The 24,372-nt window shown below is 49.1% G+C and carries 26 protein-coding genes and 1 riboswitch; of the genes, 19 read left to right on the forward strand and 7 right to left on the reverse strand.

Annotation, left to right across the window (positions count from 1 at the left end; translation table 11 throughout):
* Entirely contained in the window at positions 1-2,205 is a 2,205-nt protein-coding gene (locus tag FAY32_RS01935; protein WP_225428265.1) for a glycoside hydrolase family 36 protein, read from the forward strand.
* 640 nt (positions 2,206-2,845) lie between these two features.
* Here the strand turns inward: FAY32_RS01935 and FAY32_RS01940 are convergent.
* Together FAY32_RS01940 and FAY32_RS01945 are read right to left on the reverse strand one after the other, a co-directional pair.
* Positions 2,846-3,031, reverse strand: a complete 186-nt coding sequence (locus FAY32_RS01940; RefSeq protein WP_143461767.1) for a hypothetical protein — start codon at positions 3,029-3,031, stop codon at positions 2,846-2,848.
* A 249-nt stretch (positions 3,032-3,280) separates the two neighbouring features.
* Complete coding sequence (locus tag FAY32_RS01945; protein WP_143461769.1) at positions 3,281-3,505, reverse strand: hypothetical protein; 225 nt, start codon at positions 3,503-3,505, stop codon at positions 3,281-3,283.
* 236 nt (positions 3,506-3,741) lie between these two features.
* Here FAY32_RS01945 and FAY32_RS01950 point away from each other — a divergent pair, with 236 nt between their 5' ends.
* The 9 genes from FAY32_RS01950 (at position 3,742) to FAY32_RS01990 (ending at position 10,988) form a co-directional block, all read left to right on the forward strand.
* Positions 3,742-4,059 (forward strand): glycine cleavage system H protein (lipoate-binding), encoded by a 318-nt coding sequence (locus FAY32_RS01950; protein WP_143461771.1) that lies wholly within the window; start codon positions 3,742-3,744, stop codon positions 4,057-4,059.
* Positions 4,060-4,084: 25 nt separating this feature from the next.
* On the forward strand, positions 4,085-4,972 hold the full coding sequence (locus FAY32_RS01955) for an RluA family pseudouridine synthase (RefSeq protein ID WP_143461904.1): 888 nt from the start codon (positions 4,085-4,087) through the stop codon (positions 4,970-4,972).
* A gap of 50 nt (positions 4,973-5,022) precedes the next feature.
* Positions 5,023-5,733 (forward strand): DUF1003 domain-containing protein, encoded by a 711-nt coding sequence (locus FAY32_RS01960; RefSeq protein ID WP_404820115.1) that lies wholly within the window; start codon positions 5,023-5,025, stop codon positions 5,731-5,733.
* Between the two features lie 217 nt (positions 5,734-5,950).
* A complete protein-coding gene (locus FAY32_RS01965; protein WP_191988136.1) occupies positions 5,951-6,487 on the forward strand; it encodes a GNAT family N-acetyltransferase in 537 nt (178 codons plus the stop codon).
* Between the two features lie 307 nt (positions 6,488-6,794).
* Positions 6,795-7,247, forward strand: a complete 453-nt coding sequence (locus FAY32_RS01970; RefSeq protein WP_143461777.1) for a MarR family winged helix-turn-helix transcriptional regulator — start codon at positions 6,795-6,797, stop codon at positions 7,245-7,247.
* A gap of 15 nt (positions 7,248-7,262) precedes the next feature.
* Positions 7,263-7,781: a GNAT family N-acetyltransferase gene (locus tag FAY32_RS01975; protein ID WP_143461779.1), complete on the forward strand. Its 519-nt coding sequence runs from the start codon at positions 7,263-7,265 to the stop codon at positions 7,779-7,781.
* Between the two features lie 96 nt (positions 7,782-7,877).
* Positions 7,878-8,285: a hypothetical protein gene (locus tag FAY32_RS01980; protein WP_143461781.1), complete on the forward strand. Its 408-nt coding sequence runs from the start codon at positions 7,878-7,880 to the stop codon at positions 8,283-8,285.
* A 31-nt stretch (positions 8,286-8,316) separates the two neighbouring features.
* Positions 8,317-9,507 carry an MFS transporter gene (locus tag FAY32_RS01985; protein ID WP_143461783.1) on the forward strand — a complete coding sequence of 397 codons (1,191 nt, stop codon included), beginning with the start codon at positions 8,317-8,319 and terminating at the stop codon, positions 9,505-9,507.
* A gap of 206 nt (positions 9,508-9,713) precedes the next feature.
* Positions 9,714-10,988 (forward strand): uracil-xanthine permease family protein, encoded by a 1,275-nt coding sequence (locus FAY32_RS01990; protein WP_143461785.1) that lies wholly within the window; start codon positions 9,714-9,716, stop codon positions 10,986-10,988.
* A 776-nt stretch (positions 10,989-11,764) separates the two neighbouring features.
* Here the strand turns inward: FAY32_RS01990 and FAY32_RS01995 are convergent.
* Together FAY32_RS01995 and FAY32_RS02000 are read right to left on the reverse strand one after the other, a co-directional pair.
* Positions 11,765-12,097, reverse strand: a complete 333-nt coding sequence (locus FAY32_RS01995) for an AzlD domain-containing protein (RefSeq protein WP_143461787.1) — start codon at positions 12,095-12,097, stop codon at positions 11,765-11,767.
* Positions 12,088-12,792 (reverse strand): AzlC family ABC transporter permease, encoded by a 705-nt coding sequence (locus tag FAY32_RS02000; protein WP_143461789.1) that lies wholly within the window; start codon positions 12,790-12,792, stop codon positions 12,088-12,090. Before FAY32_RS02000 ends, FAY32_RS01995 begins: the two co-directional genes overlap by 10 nt.
* Before the next feature lie 187 nt (positions 12,793-12,979).
* Between FAY32_RS02000 and FAY32_RS02005 the strand changes: the two genes are divergently transcribed.
* Positions 12,980-13,219 carry a MerR family transcriptional regulator gene (locus FAY32_RS02005; RefSeq protein WP_143461791.1) on the forward strand — a complete coding sequence of 80 codons (240 nt, stop codon included), beginning with the start codon at positions 12,980-12,982 and terminating at the stop codon, positions 13,217-13,219.
* Positions 13,220-13,521: 302 nt separating this feature from the next.
* Here the strand turns inward: FAY32_RS02005 and FAY32_RS02010 are convergent, their stop codons facing one another.
* Both FAY32_RS02010 and FAY32_RS02015 read right to left on the reverse strand, forming a co-directional pair.
* Complete coding sequence (locus FAY32_RS02010) at positions 13,522-14,244, reverse strand: DUF4811 domain-containing protein (RefSeq protein WP_143461792.1); 723 nt, start codon at positions 14,242-14,244, stop codon at positions 13,522-13,524.
* Positions 14,244-15,743, reverse strand: coding sequence for an MDR family MFS transporter (locus FAY32_RS02015; protein ID WP_143461794.1), 1,500 nt, complete (start codon positions 15,741-15,743; stop codon positions 14,244-14,246). Before FAY32_RS02015 ends, FAY32_RS02010 begins: the two co-directional genes overlap by 1 nt.
* Positions 15,744-15,963: 220 nt before the next feature.
* On the opposite strand from FAY32_RS02015, the gene FAY32_RS02020 reads away from it, so the two are divergent.
* The 7 genes from FAY32_RS02020 to FAY32_RS02050 all read left to right on the forward strand — a co-directional run bounded on the left by FAY32_RS02020 (position 15,964) and on the right by FAY32_RS02050 (position 21,855).
* A complete protein-coding gene (locus tag FAY32_RS02020) occupies positions 15,964-16,404 on the forward strand; it encodes a MerR family transcriptional regulator (protein WP_143461795.1) in 441 nt (146 codons plus the stop codon).
* A 773-nt stretch (positions 16,405-17,177) separates the two neighbouring features.
* Positions 17,178-17,741: a GNAT family N-acetyltransferase gene (locus FAY32_RS02025; RefSeq protein ID WP_143461797.1), complete on the forward strand. Its 564-nt coding sequence runs from the start codon at positions 17,178-17,180 to the stop codon at positions 17,739-17,741.
* A 211-nt stretch (positions 17,742-17,952) separates the two neighbouring features.
* The gene (locus tag FAY32_RS02030; RefSeq protein ID WP_143461799.1) at positions 17,953-18,849 is read left to right on the forward strand and encodes a cation diffusion facilitator family transporter; all 897 of its coding nucleotides are present in this window, start codon (positions 17,953-17,955) and stop codon (positions 18,847-18,849) included.
* Positions 18,850-19,021: 172 nt separating this feature from the next.
* Positions 19,022-19,669: a metal-dependent transcriptional regulator gene (locus tag FAY32_RS02035; protein WP_143461801.1), complete on the forward strand. Its 648-nt coding sequence runs from the start codon at positions 19,022-19,024 to the stop codon at positions 19,667-19,669.
* A gap of 190 nt (positions 19,670-19,859) precedes the next feature.
* A complete protein-coding gene (locus FAY32_RS02040) occupies positions 19,860-20,615 on the forward strand; it encodes a threonine/serine exporter family protein (protein ID WP_143461803.1) in 756 nt (251 codons plus the stop codon).
* A gap of 13 nt (positions 20,616-20,628) precedes the next feature.
* Positions 20,629-21,078, forward strand: coding sequence for a threonine/serine exporter family protein (locus FAY32_RS02045; protein ID WP_143461804.1), 450 nt, complete (start codon positions 20,629-20,631; stop codon positions 21,076-21,078).
* A gap of 108 nt (positions 21,079-21,186) precedes the next feature.
* Positions 21,187-21,855 carry a phosphatase PAP2 family protein gene (locus FAY32_RS02050; RefSeq protein WP_143461806.1) on the forward strand — a complete coding sequence of 223 codons (669 nt, stop codon included), beginning with the start codon at positions 21,187-21,189 and terminating at the stop codon, positions 21,853-21,855.
* Positions 21,856-22,526: 671 nt separating this feature from the next.
* On the opposite strand, the gene FAY32_RS02055 is transcribed toward FAY32_RS02050, so the two are convergent.
* Entirely contained in the window at positions 22,527-23,321 is a 795-nt protein-coding gene (locus tag FAY32_RS02055; RefSeq protein WP_143461808.1) for an alpha/beta hydrolase, read from the reverse strand.
* A 107-nt stretch (positions 23,322-23,428) separates the two neighbouring features.
* On the opposite strand from FAY32_RS02055, the gene FAY32_RS02060 reads away from it, so the two are divergent.
* Positions 23,429-23,959 carry a GNAT family N-acetyltransferase gene (locus tag FAY32_RS02060; protein WP_143461810.1) on the forward strand — a complete coding sequence of 177 codons (531 nt, stop codon included), beginning with the start codon at positions 23,429-23,431 and terminating at the stop codon, positions 23,957-23,959.
* Between the two features lie 122 nt (positions 23,960-24,081).
* A riboswitch (Lysine riboswitch) is annotated at positions 24,082-24,263 on the forward strand.
* Positions 24,264-24,372 lie beyond the last annotated feature (109 nt).

Consider the following 24,372-nt stretch of genomic DNA (forward strand, 5'->3'; position numbering starts at 1 on the left):
ATGATGGCAGGAACAATTGCTTCTACCGATTTAGTTTCGATTCAAACGCAACGGGCGCAGTTAAACTTTGTCGTGGACTCTGGCGGACAAGCCAAACTGCTCTATGTGGGATGCTTACGAGATGTGGCCGATTGGGTACGGCAGGTTAAGCCAGTTGAAGATGCGTTTAGCCTCACTGAGCTTCAAGTCGCTGGTGGCGATTTTAAACACAAGGGAGCGAAGCATGCATCAACCTCCGAGTCCTATGAATTGGTGTATGCGGATCATACCGTACAAGATCTGGAGAACGGGAAGCTAGTGACCATCCATGAATTTGATGAACAATGTAACTTGGATGTCTACAGTTATTTTCGGTTGTATAACAATACAGCAACCGTGCGTTCTTGGAAAAAGGTGAAAAATCACGGGACAACACCCGTTACGGTTGAATACTTGTCGTCATTTAACTACTCGGGTCTATTACAGCAAGACGATTATCCGGGCAACTATGCCACTCATGATGACATGTACATTGCCCATAATTCATGGACGACCGAGTTGCAGTGGCAAAAGGACTCGATTCAGCATTTGGGGATGCCTTACTTTGGACAAGATTATGAAGTGGATGTCAGCGACAGTGATACACAGGATAGTGGCGAACCTCATATGGGTGTGTACTTGTCTGGTTCAAGTTCGAAGCGAATTGGTATCACCAACAATTCGTCTTGGTCCTGTTCAGAATATTCGCCCAATGGTGGCCTCCACAACCGGGCGACCAACCAGTCTGCGTTTTGGCAGATTGAAAATAATGGGGCTTGGCACTATGAAGTTGAGAACCATTATGACGGCTCCATTTTAAATTTGGAACTCTCGGGACCTGAGGAGTATGACAATCAATTCTGGACAACGCTTAAGCCAGATGATGAGTTTACAACCGTTACTGCAGCCTTTGTTCAGGTAAATGGTCCATTGGAAACGGCGATTGATGAGATGACGGTTTACCGCCGCAATATTCGCCGGAACAATGTGGACAATCAAAAGCTGCCAGTTATCTTCAATGATTACATGAATTGCTTGATGGGTGACCCGACGTCTGCCAAGGAATTTCCGTTAATCGATGCTGCAGCTAAGGCTGGTTGTGAGTACTTCGTAGTCGACTGTGGTTGGTATGATGACGGTTACTGGTGGGATACAGTTGGTGAATGGCAACCATCGAAGAAACGTTTCCCGAATGGTATTGAAGAAGTGACGGACTACATTGCCTCAAAAGGGATGGTTCCAGGGCTATGGTTGGAACCGGAAGTTATGGGGATTCGCAGTGACTTTGCTAATACGTTACCCGACGATTGGTTTTTCCTTCGCAATGGTAAACGAATCATCGACATTGACCGCTACCTGTTGGACTTTAGAAATCCAGCGGTTGTGGACTATGTCACCAAAGTGGTCGATCGGTTAGTCAATGACTACCACGTCGGCTACATCAAGATGGACTACAATGTCACGACCGGTGTGGGAACGGATTACCATGCCGAAAATCGGGGCAAGGCGTTGCTGGATCATAACAGAGCGGTTCTTGCTTGGCGAGATAGTCTTTATCAAAAATATCCAGACTTAGTGATTGAAAACTGTAGTAGTGGTGGTATGCGTCACGACTATGCAATGTTAAGCAAAGACAGTATCCAGTCGGTTAGTGATCAAACGGACTATACGTTGAACGCTGCAATTTCTGGTGTCGCGGCGACGGCAATTGCCCCAGAACAATCAGCAATTTGGTCCTATCCGCTGCCGAAGGGTGACCGGGAAGAGACCATTTATAACATGTGTAATGCGTTGCTATGTCGAATTCACCAAAGTGGCTACCTGAATAAGATTTCAAAAGAGCGGTTAGCCGATGTGGCTGAGGGAATTGCCATTTATAAAAATGAGATTCGGCAACATATCCCTCACGCCGTTCCGGTTTGGCCCAAAGGGTTCCCTCACGTTTACGATGACGAAATCGTTTATGGGATTCGCGATGAGCAGACGCTGTATCTGGGAGTTTGGAATAATCTCAAAGCTAATCATCAGATTCAGGTCGACTTGTCGGCTTACGGTGAGGTGACGGACCTGAAACAGATTTATCCAGGACAATCAGCGGCCATTCGGACTTCGGTTGCCAATAATATTGGATTATTTACATTCCCACAGGCTAAGATGGCTAGAATTTTCAAGGTAACGTTGAAGTAAAAGATAGTTAACTAAAGACGAGATTGAAAGATGAAATTTAAGCTTCATCACAGTATTGGTAAACGTTTTTGTCATTAAATTTGTCTAAATTGAGTGTACTTAGGCTGCCAGAGATTCCAACTGCTGTGGGGAAGCCAGCTTACATCATGTGTCCCCAAGAAACATCAACTAACACTACTTTCACGGCCGGTTTCATCCCTGGCCTGCTCCGGTGCTGACTGTGTTTTATCACGGTAACAGTTGTAGAACCTGGTTACCTGGCAACTCTTTTGATTCAATTGATAACGACCGTGACAGTTACTCTCATCGTCATCTGAGAACGAAATGTAAGCCGAGAGGTCGGCAGATATGGGCTCAGGCGCGTCGTTCTACTTAGTCAGTAAGTGTCTTTCTTACTGGCTTAGTAGAAAACCAAGCTTGTAGACTCGTGCTCTGCGAGGCTTCAAGTTGTGTTCGCACCGATCCAGCCCATATCTGTCGGCCGGTAAGGCGAAGGGACCGCCATGATGCCTAGTTTTAGAGCCATTGTTGCTGGAACAGATAGGGCCGTACTTTGGAACTCTCAACTTTTAGATAGTTAATAGAAAAGCTTCACGGTCAATTTAGGCCGTGAAGCTTTTTCGTGACAATTCAGGTGGTGTTAACCTTTCAAGCTGATCCAGCCACCCATGGCAACTAAGAACACGCCAACGAGCACGAAGACTGTCAAAAGTGCTTTGGTGTCCGTGTCGTGCTTCGTCTTGGGAATCAGTTTGGCAAACAGTAGAATGAGTAGCGCTAAGCCAGATAATAGAATGAATACCCCGGTCGTTAAATTTTGTGTCATCATAATCTCCCCTTACGCCTTGATTATACCGATAATTATTTAAACTTACTTACCGATTACGATTTATTAAGAAAAAAGTTGAAATACTCCTAGCCAATTGAACGGATAGCAGATTAGCCGATGTCACTAATGCTAAGGAATCAAGTGCGCCGGCTGCCTGTCAAGTTAGAACTTGGCGGTAGAAACTAAAAGCTCCACAGTCAATTTAGACCGTGAAGCTTTTACAGATGGCAGTTGTCGAGACCTGGTTTATAGCCAACAGCCCATGGCACTGCCGAAATGGCCCAGCCCCATCAAACTGACCCAACCACCCATGCCGACTAAGAATACGGCAACAGCGACGTAAACGGTTAAGAGCGCCGTCGTGTCCGTGTCACGCTTGGTTTTTGGAATTAACTTAACGAACAGAAAAATGAGTAGTGCAATCCCCGATACTAGAATAAATGTCCCAGTTAATAAGTTTTGTGTCATCATCCGAATCTCCCCCTTTATTCAACTAATTATACTGATTTGCTAGGGGAAAGGGTGAAATGACTCCCGCGAATTTAGGGCCTATGTTAAAATGATGGTTAGAGACAGGTCCTAGTAGTTTGTAAGGTGCCAAAACATTTTCGGCGAGCGCACAGTCCTAGGTGCGAGTGTTATCACATACGGGACAGCGGGCTGCCGAGAAGGTGCAGTCAACAAAATAGACGATAGGGGTGACGAGCATGATTGATCGAATTGAAGCAAGTGCGGATGCCTTATGGTTAACGCCCAACGCAGAAGGGGTCGTCCGGATTGGGTTTGCGGATGATGGTCGTGAGCTGGTGGGACCAGTGACAAAGATTACGTGGCAGAAGACCAGTGGTCAAGTCAGACTGGGAACACCGTTAGTGATCGTGCATGGCGAAAAAGAGGAGATCACGTTGCGTTCGCCATTTGCTGGTCGGATTGCTGCCGTGAACACGGACCTCGTTGCCCATCCGGAGCGTCTGAATAATCGAAATGATGATCTCGATTGGATGGTTGATCTGGTCGATGACTAATTTGGTTGAAAAGGAGCAAGACGGTATGGAATTGACCTGGCAGGTAACGGAGCCAGTAACAAGTCTTAAGAAATTTCTCAATGCACAGGGGGTCAGTCACCGGGTCTTTAGCGATTTAAAGCGAGACGGGACGATTCGCGTCAACGGCACGGTGGTCACGCCGGCAATCACCTTGCAGGTCAATGATCAAGTGGCCGTGACGTTACCGGCAGAGGCCGCGGACGATGCGGTTGCGGTCAGTCACGGGCCACTGGCGGTCTTGTTTGAAAATCGAGACTGGTTGCTTGTAGATAAGCCAGCGGGGCTCAATGTGGTTCCCGGTCCCGCCAATCGAACGGATACGTTGGTGAATCGGGTCAAGGGCTACTGGCTGGATGAAGGTGCCGAGAACTTGGTCCCACACATTGTCACGCGCCTCGACCGGTTTACCAGTGGTGTGGTGTGGCTCGCCCGGCACCGACTAGCTAATAGTTTAGCCAGCCAACTCCAGGCCGCCCATCAGGTTCAGAAGCGATATCTAGCGGTTGTGAGCGGTCAACTTGAGGCCGACCATGGACTGATCGACCAACCTTTAGCGAGTGATCCGGCTGGCTTTAATCAGATGGTCTCGCCAGAAGGGAAGCCGGCTAAGACGGAGTACTGGGTGCAACACCGGTGGTCCAATGCCACGTTGGTTGAGGTCCAGCTACATACGGGCCGAACGCATCAGATTCGTGCCCACTTTACGTATTTAGGCCATCCGTTGTTAGGGGATGAGCTGTACGGCGGTCCGCAACTCGGCGGAATGACGCGGCAGGCTTTGCACGCCCACACGTTGGCATTTACAGATCCCTTTACACACGAACAACGCAGCTTTACCAGTGACCTACCTGCTGATTGGCAGGCTATGATTCAAAACCTGAACGAGGAGTGAGCACAGTGGCAGACGAGGAGCATCTAGGCTGTTTAGTGGATGGTGAACCGATCTCGCTTGAGACCAGTCTTCAATTGGCTGAGCTGGATGTCGGGCTACGCAACCGGATTAAACGAGACTATCCACAGAGCAAGCCCAGCGATTACATTTGCGGCCATCACCTGTTAAAATACCGGCTAGATCACGTTGATGCGATGATCAATGCTGACCTTAAGCAGACCAAGAAAATCAACCATAAACTAACGAAGGCCCTACAGAGCGACGATTATGACATCATTGACGTCAACGACAGCCTGAAAGAAAGCCTAACCTTTGGGCAAAAAGTCTCGGATGACGTGGCCCGCTTCGGTGGGTCTTGGGGTTTTATTTTCGTTTTTATGTTCGTTTTGATTGGGTGGATGATTGTCAATGGACTCCATTTATTTGGGGTCAACTTTGACAACTATCCCTTCATTCTGTTAAATTTAGTATTGAGCTGTGTGGCAGCGATTCAGGCACCCATCATCATGATGAGCCAGAACCGTTCCGCAGACCGTGACCGGATGATGGCTGAAAACGACTATCACGTGAACTTGAAGTCCGAGCACGAACTGCGGTTACTACATGCTAAGGTCGATCACTTGGCGCAGAATCAAGTGCCACACACCATGGAGATCGAGCGGTTTCAGTTAGAAATTTTAGGTGAAATTCGTCAAGAACTCGCCGAACTACGGGAAGCAAAATCTCCGGAGTCGACGCCACGAAGGGAGCCTCATCAATGAGAACTTGGATAACTGCCGGCGTCTTATTTGCTGTTGGTCTAGTCTTTGGCCAACGCGCCGCGGGACGGGTCACCCACTAAAGTTGTACGGGGGAACCTGCAAATCCTTTGACAAATTTTCAATCCTCCGTTACTCTAGTGAAAGTACTAGAAATGGAGGATTTTTTGTGATAATTCGTGAAGCTCGACCAACGGATGCCCCTCAGATAGCACCGTTGATGAACTTGATTTACGACGAGATGGAATTGACCGACCTCGAGGACGTACCTGGCCCCGACTTATTGCAGGTCATCACGGCGGCATACCGTACCCGGACTTACCTGTCTGGTGCGGCAACCACGGTGGTGGCCGAGGCCAATGGCCAAGTTGTTGGGGTTGCGTTCGGCTACCCCGGCGAAAAAGAAGACATCGTGGAAGATGTAATTACCCGGCTAACCGCCAAGAGTGCTGCGTTCGATGAGCCATTAGAGGCCGATTCGGAAACCGCACCGGGCGAGTGGTATTTAGATTCGTTAGCCGTCTCACCAGATCATCAGGGCAAGGGAATTGGTCGTCAGCTATTGCGGGCCTTACCCGTTTACGCCCAGCGTGACCGACAATCGGTCATTGGGTTGAACGTCGACTTCGAGAATCCCGGCGCCATGAAGCTTTACGAGCGCATGGGCTACGAGGTGACGGGTACCCAAATGATTGGTGACCATAATTACTACCACATGCAACTTAAGATTGGGCAACCAGTCCGCATCGCAAATTAAACTGAACTGAAATGGTGTGCCTGTGAACGGATGATCGTTCTGGGCACACTTTTTGATTGTCCTGGAAATTTATGAGACACGTGTTCTTCGTGGCTTCAAAGCGAGCGAGCAGACTGGTGGTCTTCCAGGCTGAAGCGTCCCCACAGCAGGCGGAATCCCTGGTAGCCGGAGTGCGCCCAATTTCGCCTAATTTAATGGCCCGGCTGCTTGGGATGAACTCTGAATTTTAGTCGTATCGCTACTTTTTGTTGCAAATACAGCATGATTGTCTTAAACTATGACTTATCTTGAAAGAAGGAATTAGCAGATGGCAGAAATATTGCGGCCCATCGGTGGAATTTCCCGGGCACTGGATGCCATTGCCAATCGGGAATTTCAGCGGGTGGCCCTGACTAAAGGGCAATATTTATACTTGGCACGGGTTGCTGAACATCCCGGCATCATTTTGGAACGTCTCGCGGAACTCTTGCGGGTCGACCGGACCACAGCGGCACGGGCGGTGCAAAAATTAACCCAGGCGGGGCTGTTGGAAAAGCGGGCCGATGACGAAAATAAGAAGATCAAGCGGTTATTCGTGACGACTCAGGGTAGTCAGATCTATCCGCTGGTCAAGCGGGAGAATGACTATTCAAATCGCATGGCCTTACAAGGATTCTCGGCGGCAGAAGCAGCACAATTAGCGCAATATCTGCAGCGCGTCGATCAAAACGTTGCGGCAAATTGGGACGCCGTGAAACATGGTGAGCAACGACATTACTAAAAGGAGTAATCACAGATGACAGGAAAAATTAAAACGTGCACCTTGCAAGACTTGAAGACACTACAACAGGTTAGTCGGACCACCTTTACCGATACTTTTGGCGCGGCTAATACGCCGGCAGACTTGGCGGAATACTTAGACACGGCATACAGCGACGCCCAGTTAACCCAAGAGATGCAGCAGCCGACCGCCCAGTTTGCGTTCATCTTGGTGGCTGGTCAGGTCGCGGGGTATTTGAAGCTGAACTGGGGGGCCAGTCAATCAGAGCATCGCGGGGAAGCAACGCTAGAGATCGAGCGAATTTACATTTTACCTGAATTCAAACGGCAGGGACTTGGCCGACAATTCTATGACTACGCGGTCGCTACTGCCAAACAGCTTAATTGTCGGACGATTTGGTTAGGCGTTTGGGAACATAATCAACCTGCCCAGAAGTTTTATCACCGGTTGGGATTCCACCCGGTCGGTGATCATGTCTTCCAACTGGGGGAGGACGCACAACGTGATTTAATTTTGGAGAAGACGCTGGTATAATAGTTGCTAACGTTTGCGTTGCGTGACGGCCGTCAATGATGGGGTAGCCGCGTGATGGCAATTTTAACGATGGAACTATTTTAGGAGGATTAACCGATGAAGGACGACATACAATTAGGTGACAACGAATTTGCCAAAATGATGCTGGTACTCAAGTCACCAGTGACCCAAGCCAACCACAAGGAATTTAAGTTTCTTGATGGGACTGAGACCGGTGAGATGCAAGAGATTGCGCCGGATATCTGGGCAATGCCCGCCTACATGCAGGCAGACGATGACTTCACGATGTTCTTCTTAACCACCCAGATTGAATCGGGTGAGACGGTGATGGCGTTTGCAACTGGCGAAACCGACGAGGGTAACTTCCGGCTAAGCCAACCATTGGTGACAGGGGCGGGGCTGAACCTGCTGAATGAGCAGCAACCGAACCGGGCCAAACGGGTCTTGAAATTTTTGAATGATATTTCCAAAGCAGATGAAGGCAGCTGGCGAATGGTCGATTAACCGCGATTGATGGCGAAATGGAGGTGGTCGCATGCAACAGTCGACCAAGGCGTTTAACCTGCCACTTTTACTGGCCCCCTTCATCTCGCGACTCGGGAGCACCCTTTACCTGTTTGGTTTAAATTGGTTCGTGGTCCAAGCCACGGGGAATGCGGCGTTGCTGGGGGTGATTCAGGCCATCGGCGGGGTCGTTTTGTTCTTTGGCGATCTGCTCTGCGGGGTAGTCGTTGATAATTACAATCGGAAACGAATTGTGGTCAGTGCGGAACTCCTGAGTGTTCTGGGATGCTTGTTCTGCGCGTGGTGGCTGGATCCACAACACATTACAGCAGCACCGTTGATCACGTTGACGGTCATCTTGGATGTCGGGTTGGCGTTCAGTTTACCCGCAGCGAAGGCCATGATTCCAGAATTGATCACATTGGCGGGACGTCAACGGTTTAATGCGGTCAGCAACACGCTGATTGATTTGGCAGATATTTGCGCACCATTAATTGGTGGGGGCTTATTGGCCTTACACTGGTTAGATCTGCGGGGATTTTTACTGCTAAATGGCACGTCGTTCTTGCTATCATTTCTGCTGTACCTCAGTATTCGCTACCAAAAGCCAACGGTAGCGTCCACACAACTGGGCGTTAAGGAAAGTCTGCTGACGGGTTGGCGCTACGTGTGGCAACGGCCGATGTTGGTTGAAGTCATTGCGCTCGGTGGGCTACTCAACGTGTTGTACGCGGCGGTCCGGCTGGTGCTGCCCTATGACGTTAACCACTTGTATGGCGGCGATTCGGCTCGCTATAGTTATTTACTGGTCATGTTGGCACTGGGTGGCATCCTCGGTGGCGCCCGTTTAACGCTAGCACGGCGGGACCCCCACCGTCAGCAAAATTACATTGATCTCGCTTTAGCGGCGGGCGCACTGCTGGTCGCTGGCTTGTGGGCTAACTATTGGGTCCTAGTAGTCGCTAGTGGGCTCTTTGGGTTCTGCTACTCGTGTTTTGAAATTCGCGCGATTACCATCACCCAAAACTTAACGGCGCCGGACTATCTGGGGCGGATGTTTGGCATCCTCTTTTTAGCCATTGATGCGTTTCAGCCACTGGGAAGCTTTGTCTTTGGCTTTGTGACGGACTGGGTCGCTAATTGGACACTGGTCATTATAGGAAGCCTCTTGGTGTTGGGATTAGCTTTAATTAATCATTGGTATCAACGACTAAGCCGCTAGAAATGATTAGTGAAATAAGCGTTGACAGGAGCATGGGGGGTCCGTATAATGAGTGAAAATATGTTCCTTTAACGTTGTCCCGTGAGGCAACTAAGGGTGCACCCTCCGGCAGATGCTGGGCTAAGTCTAGGCTTAAAGTGGGCGCGCACGTTTCCTTACGGGAGACGGGCGCGCTTTTTCTATCTCATGACTGGAGGTCTTTGTTTATGAAAGAAGCACCATCACGCTACCGCAATCCAGATGCCCTGATTGACATCTGGGAACGGCCAAGCTGGGGAAAATGGTTCGGGTTATCGCTCCAACATTTGTTTTCGATGTTTGGGTCAACGGTGTTAGTCCCCATCTTGGTGGGTTTGAATCCTGGAATCGCGCTGTTTAGTTCTGGTGTGGGGACGTTGATGTACATACTGATTACGCACGGTAAGATTCCGGCGTACATGGGATCTAGCTTTTCTTTTATTGTACCGATGGTCGCCCTGATGAAGACGACCGGTTATCCGGGCATCGCGCAAGGAACGTTGGCCGTTGGGGCGGTGTACCTGATTGTCGCTTTAGTGGTGGCGTTAGTCGGGTCAGACTGGATCAATAAAGCCTTACCCCCCATCGTCGTGGGACCAATGGTCATGGTAATTGGCCTTTCACTGGCTGGTAGCGCGGCGCAGAAAGCCACGGTGGATAGTCAGGGAACCTATCACTGGCAATTCTTTGCGGTCGCCATGGCAACTTTGTTACTGACGGTTGGGTTTAACCTGTACTTACGAGGGTTCTTGTCACTGGTGCCAATCTTGCTGGGCATTGTTGCGGGTTACCTGATTGCGGCACTAGCGGGACTAGTCGACTTCAAGCCGGTCATGACGGCGGCGTGGTTCTCCCTCCCCAGCTTTGAGGTGCCGATTCTCAGTTATCCGTTGCATTTTTATTGGGGCGCCATTGTGAGCTTGGCCCCGATTGCGTTTGTTACGATGACCGAACATATCGGGCACATCACGGTCCTTAATGAATTGACGCACCGCAACTTCTTTGAGGATCCTGGTCTGCATCACACACTTGCAGGGGATGGATTGGCGTCAATTATCGCGAGTTTCGTTGGGGGACCGCCAGTGACGTCTTATGGTGAAAATGTCGGTGTACTGGCGATTACGCGGGTCCACAGTGTATACGTCTTGATTGGGGCTGCGGTCTTCGCGATTATCTTTAGCTTCGTGGGCAAACTGAGCGCCCTGATTGAAAGTATTCCCAATCCAGTCATCGGTGGTATCAGTTTTCTCCTGTTTGGGGTGATTGCCTCAAGCGGCATGCGGATTCTGATTGAAAAACACGTAGACTTTAACAAGAAGCGTAATCTGATGATTGCCTCGGCTATCTTAGTCATCGGCATTGGAAATGCCTATCTTAAGGTCGGCCAATACGAATTCTCCGGATTAGCGGTTGCCGCTGTGCTGGGAATCGTGTTGAACTTGGTATTACCACAGGATGACTAATAAAAAATTGTAAACTAATAGCCCATCTTCTTTAGCAGGTACGTAGAAGGTGGGCTATTTGATGTTGAACTAGCGTTAAATCGCGCACTACGGCTGCCAGGGATTCCGCCTACTGTGGGGACGCTTCAGCCTGGAAGACCACCAGTCTTCTCGCTCGCTTTGAAGCCACGAAGAACACGTGTCTGCAAAGGCGCCCGTGCTGTAAGCTGACTGAAAAATTCGTCGCCAGCTAACACCACTTTCACGGCTGGCTCCATCCCTGGCCTCCTCCGGCGCTGACTGTGTTTTAGCACGCAAACAGCTGTAGACCGCAGTTACTTAACATTTTTTGTACAGTCTGAGAGGCAGCACCAATAAACGCACGACGAACAATGAACCGCCTTCCCCGTAAGTATACCGGGAAAGGCGGTTCATTTCACCAGAGGGCAGAGCGAAGCGACACCCTCAGAGAGTTTTTTGTTCAGTCAACCACGATGATTATGGTTAATCTCAGTGTTGTCTGAAAGCACAATGTAAGCCGAGAGGTCGGCAGATATGAGCTCAGGCGCGTCGTTCTACTTAGTCAGTAAGTGATCTGCTTACTGGCTTAGTAGAAAACCAAGCTTGTAGACTCGTGGTTTGCGAGGCTTCAAGTTGCGTTCGCACCGTTCCAGCTCATATCTGCCGGCCGGTAAGGCGAAGAGACCACCATGTTGCCCAGTCTTAATTCTAGTGTTGTGCCAGAACAGCTATAGCTGGCAGCAAAGGCTACTACGACTGCCTGGTATAGCAGTGAGTTAGCCAATCGAGAAATAGCGGAGCACGGCCATTGCCATGATGCCGACCACCACGACCATTAGGAGACTCTTGGTTAGTACCCCCGCCAAGGTTGCTGGAATTGCCGCTAGACAGTTTGCAAGGTTGAGGGTGGCCAGGTGCCCGGGATTGGCGATGAACAGACTCTGGCAACACAGAGCGGTCATAATTGTGATGGGAACGAAGGATAGAAAGTTGATCAGCCATGCCGGCATGGTCAGTGATTTAACGAAGACAAAGGGCAGGGCCCGTGATAGGATGGTCACTAGACCACAGCCTAAGATGGTCCACAGTTCGGTTAGACTCATCGACATTTTTTCATCTCCATTCCAAAGAGGCAACCTGCCACCGTGGCAACCAGCAGGGCGAAGTTTTGACTCATGATACCAATCATAAAGTAGTAAACCAGAGCCACGAAGAGCATGACCATCAGCTGCAGGGACAGACCTAAATGGCGGTCGCTGATCAACTGCAGGTAGACGAGCCCGATGAACATGGCGGTCAGGGCGAAGTCAAAACCGAAGCGTTCGGGATTGGAGATTAAGCCCCCTAAGACAGCCCCCACGAGCGTGGCAATGCCCCAAACGAGGTAGGCGACGATGTTTGCAGCGGATTGCCACGCAAAACTCAATTTGCCGTTCGTTTTGTTCTGCTTATTCATTGCCAACGCAAAAGTTTCGTCTGTGACCAACGACCCAATTAAGAGGTTGCGGGTCAATGATTCATGTCGGAAATATTGGGCCAGACTAGTGCTCATTAAGATCATTCGAGAATTGACCAAGAAAGTCGAAATAAAAATGGCAGAAAGCGGGTCATGTAATAAAAGCATGCTGGTAATAATGAATTGCGCAGACCCGGCATAGACGATAAATGAGAGGCCGGCAACGACTAATAAACTGAGGTGGCTGGTGTGGGCAACAATGCCGAAAGCCAGGCCCACTCCGATGTAACCAAAGACCGTGGGGAGGACGTCGTGGACGCCGGCCCTGAAGGTGAGTGAAGGACCCATGACTAACTTCCTTTCTGAATTCTAATTTAGTTTTAACTTCCATTTTAGCCCTGTCGGGGGACCGCGTAAACGTGTAATTTATTTGTAAAATTTACCATCAAAAAAAGGTAAGAGAAAAGGTTGCATTTCGGTAAAGAGGGTTGTATGATACTCTCATTGATAAAAGATGAAAGTGAGGGTATGGGCGATGAAGATGAACTTGACTGAGCTGGCTGCGGCCGCACACGCTGACGCCAGTGACATTGAAGCTTACGTAAAGAATGGCTTGTTAGGGGAGGCGCACTCCGCTACAGAATTTGACGAGTCGGATCTCTACTGGATCGACATGATTCAATGTTTTCAGGAAAACGGAACGTCTTTAGACGACTTATCCGGGTTAATGCCACGTTGTCGTAAGGGACAAACCCAATTAACTCAGGTGAACTAGTTAAGGTAATGAATCGGTAAAATGTACCACTAAGCAGCTCGACGGAAATTAGGCCGTGAGCTGCTTTTTTAATACAGAAAAGAGGGTGAAAGCTGAATTTTAGACCTTATTCTAGTAGGGGGAAGAAGCAGTCGTATTGATTAGTCCATAGCTGTTGGCCGGCAAGGTGCTCCAACCGGCTACCCAGTTTTTGTTCAACCCCAAAAAGGGGGAACCACACAACGAGTCGTTGTGGGTTCCCCCTTTTTTAGGTCACAGATGCACCTCACCGGGCGACATTATCTGCTCATCTTCAAATCAGACTACTTCTTGACCTGGGCAATCAGTTGTTTCATTGCTTGGGCTTGGTAAGCAGCGGTTGCCTGTTGCGTCACTTTTTTCTGTTCAGCGGCAGACATGGTTGGGTTCTTGGTCATTGCGGCCATCACTTGTTGTTTAACGTAGGTCATTGCAGCGGCCTTTTGTTTTGCTTGATAGCTCTTAGAACTCGTTAGCTTTTGGAGCTTCTTGGCTTGGGCAGCACTGAGGACCGTCCAATTTTGGTTGATGTAGATGGTGTTGGTTTCCTTCACGTATTGGTGACCGTTACCGGAAAGGCCAAACCAGAAACTACTCATGCCGTTCTTGTATTCTCGGTAAACCTTCTTGGTCACAATGCGATTTTCACCCGTCGTCCGCTTGATCACGTTTTTCGTGGTGACCTTAGCTGACGTGTGCGTGGTCTTCTTAGCAGTTGCACTCGTCTTATAAACGTAGACCTGGTGCTTGTTGGCCGTCCCAATTGGTTGGTAGACCATCATCGGTAATTGTTTAGAAGGTGAGGCAGAGTAGATGGTCCGCGATGACGTGGTGGTGACATTGTGCATCCCTAAGTGATCATGGTCGTTTTTAACCATGAAGAAGATGCTTGTCAGCAGACCAATCACAGCGACCGCGGTCAACGTATTGCTCAGTGGCTTATTTTCAATGTAAACGAAGAAGATGAAGGACAGAACGGCACAGATAATCAGTGAAAAGATAATCATTATGCGGCACCTCCTTGGGTCGTCTTTGCGGCTTCAGAGTCTTCATCGGCTAAATGAACGGAGTGGCGACTGCCCTTCATGAAGAAGGCGACGACCAGGGCGATCACACAGAAGCCAACGGCAATCCAAAAGGCAGCGTGATAACCAGACAGGGTGGCATTAATGGCCCCATTTGCATAACTCAAGGGATTCGTGGTCAAGACGTGCTTAGCAGGCATCTGGCCCTTCGTTACGTTTGTCAGGACACTGATTAAAATGGCAGTCCCAACAGAACTGGCGACTTGTCGCTGCGTGTTGTTAACGGCAGTCCCATGAGAAATCATGTTCAATGGTAAGGCGTTCATCCCGGCAGTCGTTGCGGGCATCATCACCATCGCAATCCCGAACATCCGTAAAGCGTAAAGCAAAACGATGTAGAGGGTCGACGTGTCCTTGGTGATCCAGACGAATGGCAAGGTCCCGACGGTTAGAAGGAACATCCCCATGATGGCCAAGCGCTTGGCACCGAAACGGTCAAAGGCGCGACCAGTGATCGGACTCATGATCCCCATCATCAAGGCACCGGCTAACAGCGTCAGACCAGAATGGAAAGCGGACATTCCTTTAACCATTTGGAGGTAAAGGGGAATGACCATTTCGACCCCGACCATGGCCATGTTGACCACGGAGCTTAGGATAGCAGAAACTGTAAATTCTTTAGACTTGTAAACTCGGAAGTTCAAGAATGGATTGTCCATCGTCAGTTGACGCCAAACGAAGAGGCCAACGAAGACAAAACCAATGGCTAACGTGGACAGCACCAGTGTACTGCCCCAACCATCGTCACCAACGGAGGAGAATCCATAGAGCATGCTCCCAAAACCGATCGTGGATAAGATCACGGAGAGTAAATCTAAAGGTTCCTTGCGGGTTTCAAGAACACTATGCATGATCCAAAAGCTGGCAATCACGACCACAGCAACGATGGGAATAATCATCCCAAAGAGATCACGCCAAGTCCAGTTGTCGATGACCCACCCGGATAAGGTTGGGCCAATGGCAGGAGCCAGTCCAATGACGATTCCAGCAAGACCCATGGCAGTCCCACGCTTGTTAGCGGGGAAGATGGTCAGCATCAACGTTTGGAGTAAAGGCATGGAAACCCCAACCCCAACGGCTTGAATTAACCGGCCAATGAGTAACATGGGGAAGCTAACGGCCGACCAGCAAAGGACGGTCCCGAGTAAGAAGGTTGACATGGCACCGATGTACAGCCACTTTGAGCTGATCGTACTCAGTAACCAGGCACTAATGGGAATCATGATCCCATTGACCAGTAAGAACCCAGTCGTTAACCATTGAACGGTCGAGGTCGACACGTCAAAGGCTTTCATTAAGGTTGGGTAGGCGGTACTTAAAATAGTTTGGTTTAAAACCGTACAGAAAGTTCCCACTAACAGGAGGACGACAAGCAAGGTCCGGCTGTAGGACTTTCCGTTGGTATCAATTGCATTTCCCAATATATATTCCCTCTTTATCCATAAAATCAATTCTGAAACAACTATACGCAGATTGAATGAATTTGTCAACTAGCTTGACATGCTTTTCATTTTATCTATACTAGTTAGAGAAAAGCGAACACTAAGATAAGAAGAACTAACAAAATTCACAAGCGCTTACATTGCGTTTAAACGAGCATTTGGACATTTTAGACAGACAGGAGAGGTGGCGTACAGCGTTATGAATGAGGAACAAAAGGCGCTTTTAAAAAAGATTCCGATTGAAAATTTAATCTTTGGCATCGGGGATGTGGCGGCCGCAACGGGTGTTTCCCAAAGCCAGATTCGTTATTGGGAGAGTAAGGGGTACATCAGAAGCGAGGTCGTCAAGGGGAGCAAGAATCGAAAGTTTTCCTATAAGACGCTCTTTAAGGTGCAACACATCAAGAATTTTTTGGATGATGGCTTCACGTTAGTTGGGGCAGCTAAGCAAGCTCAGAAACGCGACGAGTATTTCGACACGTTACGGTCCTTCTTTGAATCTCGGTTTGCGGGGCTGGAAATCAATGATGGTCAAGCTGAAATTGATATGGGACGGTTTGACCCAGAGCCAGGGAAACATTTAATTGCTCAGCGAACGGATAACAAGTGGCAGTTTAAGCTGATTGACCCCATGAATTAGGGCGATTTCGTTGTGTATCGGCGGTAACAATGGTAACCTGAAGTCACGGGAGAACTTTTCGTGATGGGCAGAAAAAACTTTCGATACCAATCGATCTTCTGGCTGGATTGGTGGTCAATCATGTTGTTGACGTGTTGTGAAACCAGGCGAATAACCAAGAGTAATAGCGCGTTTATCTTGCGCATGGACTACGCTGGCGGATGTCAGCGTAAGCAATCGTGAAACTAAAACGACGTGTTTTTGGAAAATTAAAGTGTTTTGATTTTTCGCTCGCCCATCACCGCCCCCGTATGACCCATTCCAGTTTAGAAAGTTCTGGGGTGGGTTTTTGTGTGGCGAACGTGGCGCACCTTTTAGCGGTTACCAGAATCAGGACGATATAGAGATAAGTAAGTGTCTGCGACATAACTCAAAAATCAGTTTTTTCAGGAGCCCTCTGGAAAAACTGATTTTATTTTGCCATTATCGTGGCGAAACGTGCGCAACAAACTAACCGCCTGAGGGCCCACTCTCTTTTATTGTGAAAAGATTTTAGTCGGGCTAGAGCGATATCGCCTGAATTGTTCACAAAATCACGTGTTTTATGAAAAGTATTTAAGAAAATGAATGAAAAATTAGAGCAATCGATGCCGCACCATTGCAGTGGTCATAAGCTTTCATAACCTTTTCAAAAAAACAATGCAAAAAAGTAATCTATTTCGTTGAAATCTGACGCGAACGTGTTAAGATTACAAAATCGCTTTAAACCAAAAATAAGAAGGATGGTGTTACACATGCTGTTACGACAAGCTACTATGGCTGATTTACCACAAATTGAATCAATTATTCGCGATGGCCGTGAGTTATTGGCGGCCCAAGCAATTGATCAATGGCAGGGCGCGTACCCGAATACGGCGATTCTCGTCGACGACATTCACCAAGGGTGGACGGTCGTTTTGGAAGAGAACAACGAAATTTTAGGGACTGCCGCTATTATTCCGGGGGAGGACCCAACGTATAAACAGATCGATGGCCAGTGGCTGACCGTGCAGGCACCATACCTGGCAATTCACCGTGTGGCAGTATCAAGTCACCATCGGGGTCGTGGTTTGGCCGGCGAACTGTTCCAACGGTTATTTGACCAAATTGACCACGCTCAAAATATCGAGAGCATTCGGATCGACACGCATCCGCAAAACATGGCGATGCAACACGTCATTAAGAAAAACGGCTTCACCGAAACTGGGATGATCGATTTAGAAGCCGCTGGACTTAAGGGAACCAAAGATTACGCTTACGAACGATTAACGGCCAACGTTAAGCCGGCGCACGTGGTGCATGCAGAAATCGCCAAGTAAGTGGGTGATCGAGATTCCTCTGACCGATCAGCTTAAAAAGACGTATTAATTATAGTAGGATTGGTTCCGTTTTCACTCGGAGGCAATCCTTTTTTAGTGGCCTAAATGCCCGCTACACCAGAAAAATGTCAGGTTAGCCAGAACCTGACTTTTCATTCCCCCTAAACTCTGCGATAATGGAGGGTAGCAGTTAGATGCGGAGGCGGTGTGATTGGAGAAAAGTTTATCTGGTGGTCGGTTCTTACTGGTCACAGTGTTGAATGTCATTATTACGGTATTTGAATTATTGGGTGGCTTACTTTCCGGGAGTCTGTCGCTGTTGTCGGACGCCTTTCATAACCTGGGCGATGCGCTTTCGATTGTGTTGAGCTATGCGGCTCACCGAATCGGTGGGCGGCAACAGACACGGACCAATACGTTTGGTTATCGCCGTGCAGAAATTTTAGCGGCGCTGTTAAACTCTGGCGTGTTGATCGTGATTTCGCTGATCCTGGCGGGGGAGGCCGTGCGGCGCTTGTTGCATCCGGAACCGGTCAAGGGTGACATCATGCTACTGGTTGCCGTGGTGAGCTTCCTGGCTAACTTACTGTCCACGGTGCTTTTGAACCGCGGATCGAAGCATAATCTGAACATTCGGGCGACCTATTTGCACTTGCTAAGTGACGCCTTGGCTTCCGTTGGGGTCATTGTGGGGGCCTTACTGATTACCATTTGGCGAATCAGTTGGGTCGACCCGACAATTACGATTCTAGTCGCCTTGTACATCTGCTATGAGTCGTTTCCCATCGTCAAGCAGACGTTTGGCATCTTAATGGAAGCATCCCCCGACTTGGACTACGAGGGTATCGCTAGAGATATCTGTGCCTTGCCCGAGGTCGAGGGTGTCCATCACTTGCACGCTTGGCAGATTGACGAGAATAATATCGTGGTGTCCATGCACGTTAATATGGATAACGTGCCCATCAGTGAGATTGAGCCGATCTATCGCCAGATTGAGGCCTTGCTCTGCCAGAAATATAACGTCAATCATGTGACGATTCAGGCCGAGTGTCATCGTGGAGAAGATGAGTCACTCTTCTATCAGCAAAATGATTGGCGACATAACTAAATGGCTGGGGTGAGCTGGTGGACTAGTCGACCTCTTTTCAGAATATTTTTGCGCCGGTCTGTGGTAAAATTAGAGTATTAAGCCATAAAAAAAGTTAATGAAGGTTTGAGACGCTATCGCAGGTTCGGTAGTGGTGAAGTGGTAACGCACATTCTAGATGAGGTGAACAGTGATGACTCCGATGAAGGAGGATTATTTAAAAATTATTTTTGAGCTGGGTGGTAAGCAGAAGAAGGTTTCTAACAAGCAAATTGCTATCAGCTTAAATATTGCTGCCGGGTCCGTGACCGAAATGGTCAACAAGATGTCGGCGGAAGGCCTGGCTGAACACACGCCATACGCTGGAATTTCGCTCACCAATAAGGGAATTCGGTTGGCAGAAGATTTAGTGCGTAAACACCGGATCTGGGAAGACTTCCTGGTGGAAAAGCTCAACTATGATTTACCCGACGTCCACGACGAGGCTGAGGTCTTGGAGCACGTGACGAGTGCCAAATTGGTGAATTCACTGGATGATATGTTAGGTCACCCCACGCACTGCCCCCACGGTGGCGTGATTCCCGATCGTTATGGGCACTATCACGAAGATAGCCATACGGTCCTGAATGAAGCCGAGGATGGATCGGTGGTAACGGTCGATCGGTTTATTGATAACCACGACTTGTTGACTTACTTAGGTGACCTCAAATTAGACATTGGTGACCAACTGAAGGTATTGAAGCATGATCCATTCGAAGGCCCCGTCACGGTGCAGAACCTGACGGACGATGCCAAGCTCATCGTGAGCTATAAGGCGGCCCATTACATTTTTGTAAAATAAACGAAGCTCAGGCACGTAATCAGCGGATGGTTGCGTGCCTTTATTAGTCCATTAAATTGCGGTGGTCCCCCTTTAATTTTGGTAGGAACGCCGATTTTATATTTTCCCAGTGGGTGAAGTGCCGTATAATGATAAAAAAGTGTGGTCTATCAGGTGGGCCACCAGCTTGCTGAGAGAAGGGGAAGACGGGATGAGTAGTCAAAAGAAACGGGACCAGTTGATTCTCCATACGGCACTCACTGCCGGTCGAATCATGATTGAGAATGGTTCAGAAATTGAGCGTGTCGAGGATACCATGACGCGAATTGCCCACAACGCGGGTGCCCAGACCAGCCAACTGTTCGTGATGATTACGGGAATCCTGATGGCAATCAACGGTGAGGTCGGTGCGCAGATTGAACCGGTGAAGCGGCGAACGTTTGATTTGGAAAAAATTGCCGTGGTCAATGACTTATCGCGGCAGTATGCGGACCATAAGATCGACTTGCAACAATTTTCGAACCGCCTGGACCATTTGGATAGTGTCAGTCGTTACTTTCCGTTTTGGCTCCAGCTGTTGGCTGCTGCCTTGGTTAGTGGGCCACTGGAAGTCGTTTTCCGTCATAATTTACCAGATTTCTGGATCACCTGTGTGGTGGGGATGCTGGGCTGGTTAGTGTACTATCTGCTGAGCAAGTTTATCCAGATTCGTTTCCTGTCAGAATTCGCTGCGGCCGCGGCAATTGGTGTGCTGGCGGTCTTAGGGGTCCACTTGGGCCTCGGTAACAGTGTTGATGATATTATCATTGGGAGCGTCATGCCGCTGGTACCGGGGGTGCCAATCACAAATTCGGTCAGAGATATTTTAGCGGGAAATCTAGTCAGTGGCCCGGCTCGAGGGGTGGAGGCCCTGGTCAGTGCGGCGGCAATCGGCTTTGGCATCGCCATGGTTTTACAATTCATGTAAGGAGGCGACGCAGATGACGGTCGTGCAATTTTTAGTTGAGGTTACGGGCACCTATGTCGCCACGCTAGCCTTTGGGATTCTGATCAACATTCCCCGGCGCGCATTAAATGTTGGGGGCTGGATCGGTGTATTGGGCTACCTCCTGTATCGCTTTACGGTACTCGGTGGCGGGGGCTATGTCGTTGGTAATTTGCTCGGTGCGGTTGCCATTGGGGTTGCATCGCTGCAGGCGGCTAAATTTAAAAAAATGCCCATGATTCTCTTTAACATCCCAGCTATTGTCCCACTGGTCCCCGGTGGTCAAGCCTATCAAATGGTTAAGAATTTTGCCTTAGGACAGAATAGTACGGCGTTTAGCTACTTACTACAAGTGGTGATGATCTCGGGCGCCATTGCGTTTGGGTTTCTACTATCGGAACTGGTCAATCGAGTGCAACAGCGGGTTTGGCGGCGTCACCGGTAGTCTTTACGAAATTCTTAAGGCGGGGGAACCTAGCAATCTGGTAGTGGGGTGGTATACTCATTGCTAGGGGTTTTCTCAGAATCAGATTTGATGAAAGGAATTAAAATCATGATGTTATTCAATCGGGACCGTGATCGGCCGTGGAAGTTTGGCCTAACAACGGTACTGTTTTTAATTGTTGCATTTTACATACAAGCACAGAATGCCTACGTGGAGTTCTTGGATTCGTCGATCGTTGACGTGATTCAAAAGAGCCAACCAGGGTGGAAGACGTTACTCTATCGGGGGGTGACGAGCCTAGCGGAACCGAAGCTGACCATTGTGTGGGTCTTGATTCTGGCGTTTCTCTTGTGGGGCTTTAAGTTCAAGATTCCCGCGTTGTGGAGCCTGGCAACACTTGCCGGTGGGGACGTCGTGGCCACGCTGGTCAAGCATGTGATTAAGCGTGCCCGACCCGCGGCCCACTTAGCTATTGATGATGGTTATAGTTTCCCAAGTGGACATGTTTTTGGGACGTTCCTCCTGATTGCCATGATCTGGTTGATTCTAATTCCAATGATCAGCGCGAGTTGGAAGGCCTGGACGGTCCGCGTCATCTTAATTATTTGGATGGGCTTAGTCATGATCTCACGGGTCTATCTCAATGCTCATTTCCCAACCGATACGATTGGGGCAATCCTGTTAGCTTACCTGTGGCTCCAGCTTGCAGAAGGACTTTACATTCGTTTGGCGCCGGCGATGCAAGGGTGGCCATTCCTGAAGAAGTCAGAGATTTAGATAAAAGAAAAAGACACGTGCACTTCCAGTGGGAAATGTGCGTGTCTTTTTTTGATGTTGAACCAAGGGTTGAAAGTTCCAGAGTACCTAGTCACAGCAATGGTACTAAAACTAGGCAACATAGTGGTTAAGTCGCCTTACTGGCCGGCAGATATGAGCTGGAACGGTACGAACACAGCTCGAAGCCTCATAACCCATGAATCTACAAGCTTGGATTTCCATTAAGCCAGTAAGAAGACCATTTACTGACTAAGTAGAACGATGCGTCTGAGCTCATATCTACCGACCTCTCGGCTTACGTGGTGTGCTTAGACGACTTTGAGAACTGTAACGGTCGTTATCAATTGAATCCAAAAATGGCAGGTAACTGTGGTCTACAGCTAGTTGCGTGATAACACACAGTCAGCGCCGGAGGAGGCCAGGGATGGAGCCGGCCGTGAAGGGGTTGTTAGCTGGTGTTTCTAGCCAGCTTACAACCCGGGCGACTTTGGAGACACGCGGTCTTCGTGGCTTCAAAGCGAGCGAGAAGACTGGTGTTCTTCCAGTCTGAAGCGTCCCCACAGCAGGCGGAATCCCTGGCAGCCGTAGTGCGCCCAATTTAGCCTAATTTAATGGTGTAAATGCTTACCAATACTGGGTTGAAGTTAAAAGGTGAACCTGTCAAATGGGTGCTAGTCGAGTTCACCGAGCCATTCAGTGGCAAGGTCGAGCCAGTGGGCAACGTGAGGAAGATCGGTTCCGTCACGCCAAGCAGTGACGTCGTTTGCCAAGGCTAATCCGTGGGGTCCTGCATGGAACATGTGAAGTTCGGTATCGACGTTGTGCGCCAGAGAAGCCTGCACGTAAGCGAGCGCATTTTGTACGGGAACCAAAGGATCGGCGGCCGTGACCCAGACGAAAGTTGGCACGTTGTCGTCAGTGACCAGTTTGTCGGCTGCAATTTTGGCAGGGTCATCGGTCCATGCGGCAAGCGTTGCCTCATCGTTTGGAAAGCCAGCGGCCGGTGTAATGACAGGGTAGCCGAGAATCACGGCGTGCGGTTTGATTTGGGCGGGCGTCGTATCAGCCAGTTGATTGAAGGCCGAATCATTCCAGGAATCATTGAAAAGAGCGACAATGTGACCGCCAACGGAGAATCCGGCAACGTTGATGTGGGCTGCGTCAATTTGCCAGTCTGTCGCGTTAGCTCGAATCAAGGCGAGACTTTTGGCGAGTTCAACGACTGGGGTTGGCAGGAGGGGATGACATTCTTCTGTGAATGAGTAGCGCAGGAAGAATGCTTGATAGCCCTTGGCAAACCATGCCATAGCCAGATCTTCAGCCTGTTGCTCAGGAATGTGCGTATACGACCCACCGGGAACGATGATGATGGCCGGATAAGTGGCCGTGTCGTCATGTGGGTGACGTAGGTAGCCTTGTAAGTAAGCAGCAGAATCGTTAGCGAGTGCTTGGGTGATAATTTTCAAATGTGAAACCTCCCAAATAAGCTATAATAAACTTATTGTACCACGCGTTCGGACAAATGCTTTTGAATGAGTCAGCAATTTAGAACCGTTTGAAAAGAGGAATAAGAATGCAAAATGTGATTGAAACGGCGCGACTGCGGCTACGACCGTTAACGGAAAGTGATCTCCCAGATTATCAGCGGTTAATGATGATGCCGGTCTTAAACGAAGCTAACGGCGGCAACGTGACCCCCACGCCAGCCGATGTTGCCCAGTGGTTAACGGCGGACCGGCAAAGTCCGTATGCCTTTGCCATTGAGGAGCGGGCCACGTCACGCTTTATGGGAACAGTCTTGTATTACGCCCACGATTTGGCGACGAGCAAGCTAGAGTATGATGTCGGCTACTTCCTGGATCCAGCAGATTGGGGTCAGGGAATTATGCCAGAGGCGCTTCAGGCGAGTCTAAAATTGGTCGGTCAGGCCGGTTCCGCCGACCAGATTGTTTGGGCAACGTGTTTGTTAGCGAATAAACGGTCACGTCGCGTTTTAGAAAAACTGGGGTTCGCAATGGTTGATGACCACTTTATGGCGCCCGGGGGTGCTGGCTTGACGCCGGTACCACAGTATCTATTCCGGTTAGTGGTCACCCCAGGGTAGAGGGTTAGCGCACAATATTGGCTTATCAATTTGTAAGATTAACCAAACATGAGTAAAAATAATTGATTTTAATTGCAATTTAATATTGCAATTTGAAAAAGACATGCGTATACTACGTTATATCGAATAGAAGAGGCGCGACCAACAAGAGTCGCTTTCCCAAGATGGGTCACATCAGAGCGGGAGAGTTAAAGGGGCGGTCGCCGAAACTTGGACGTGAGGACATAGCGGACAGGTTGGGTCCTGGTTTAACAGATCAGGGACTGTCGCAGCCAAATATGGGTTGCGGGGCGCTTTCAACGATATTGACTTGGAATAATGAACTTTCCAATCTCTTTCGCGGGCTTTTATTGCGAAGGAGATTTTTTAGTTTCACTGGGTCGTTTCGAGGAAGTCCTTCTAAAATAAGAAGG

This window comes from Levilactobacillus enshiensis, assembly GCF_007115095.1.
In the GTDB taxonomy this organism is placed as follows: Bacteria; Bacillota; Bacilli; order Lactobacillales; family Lactobacillaceae; genus Levilactobacillus; species Levilactobacillus enshiensis.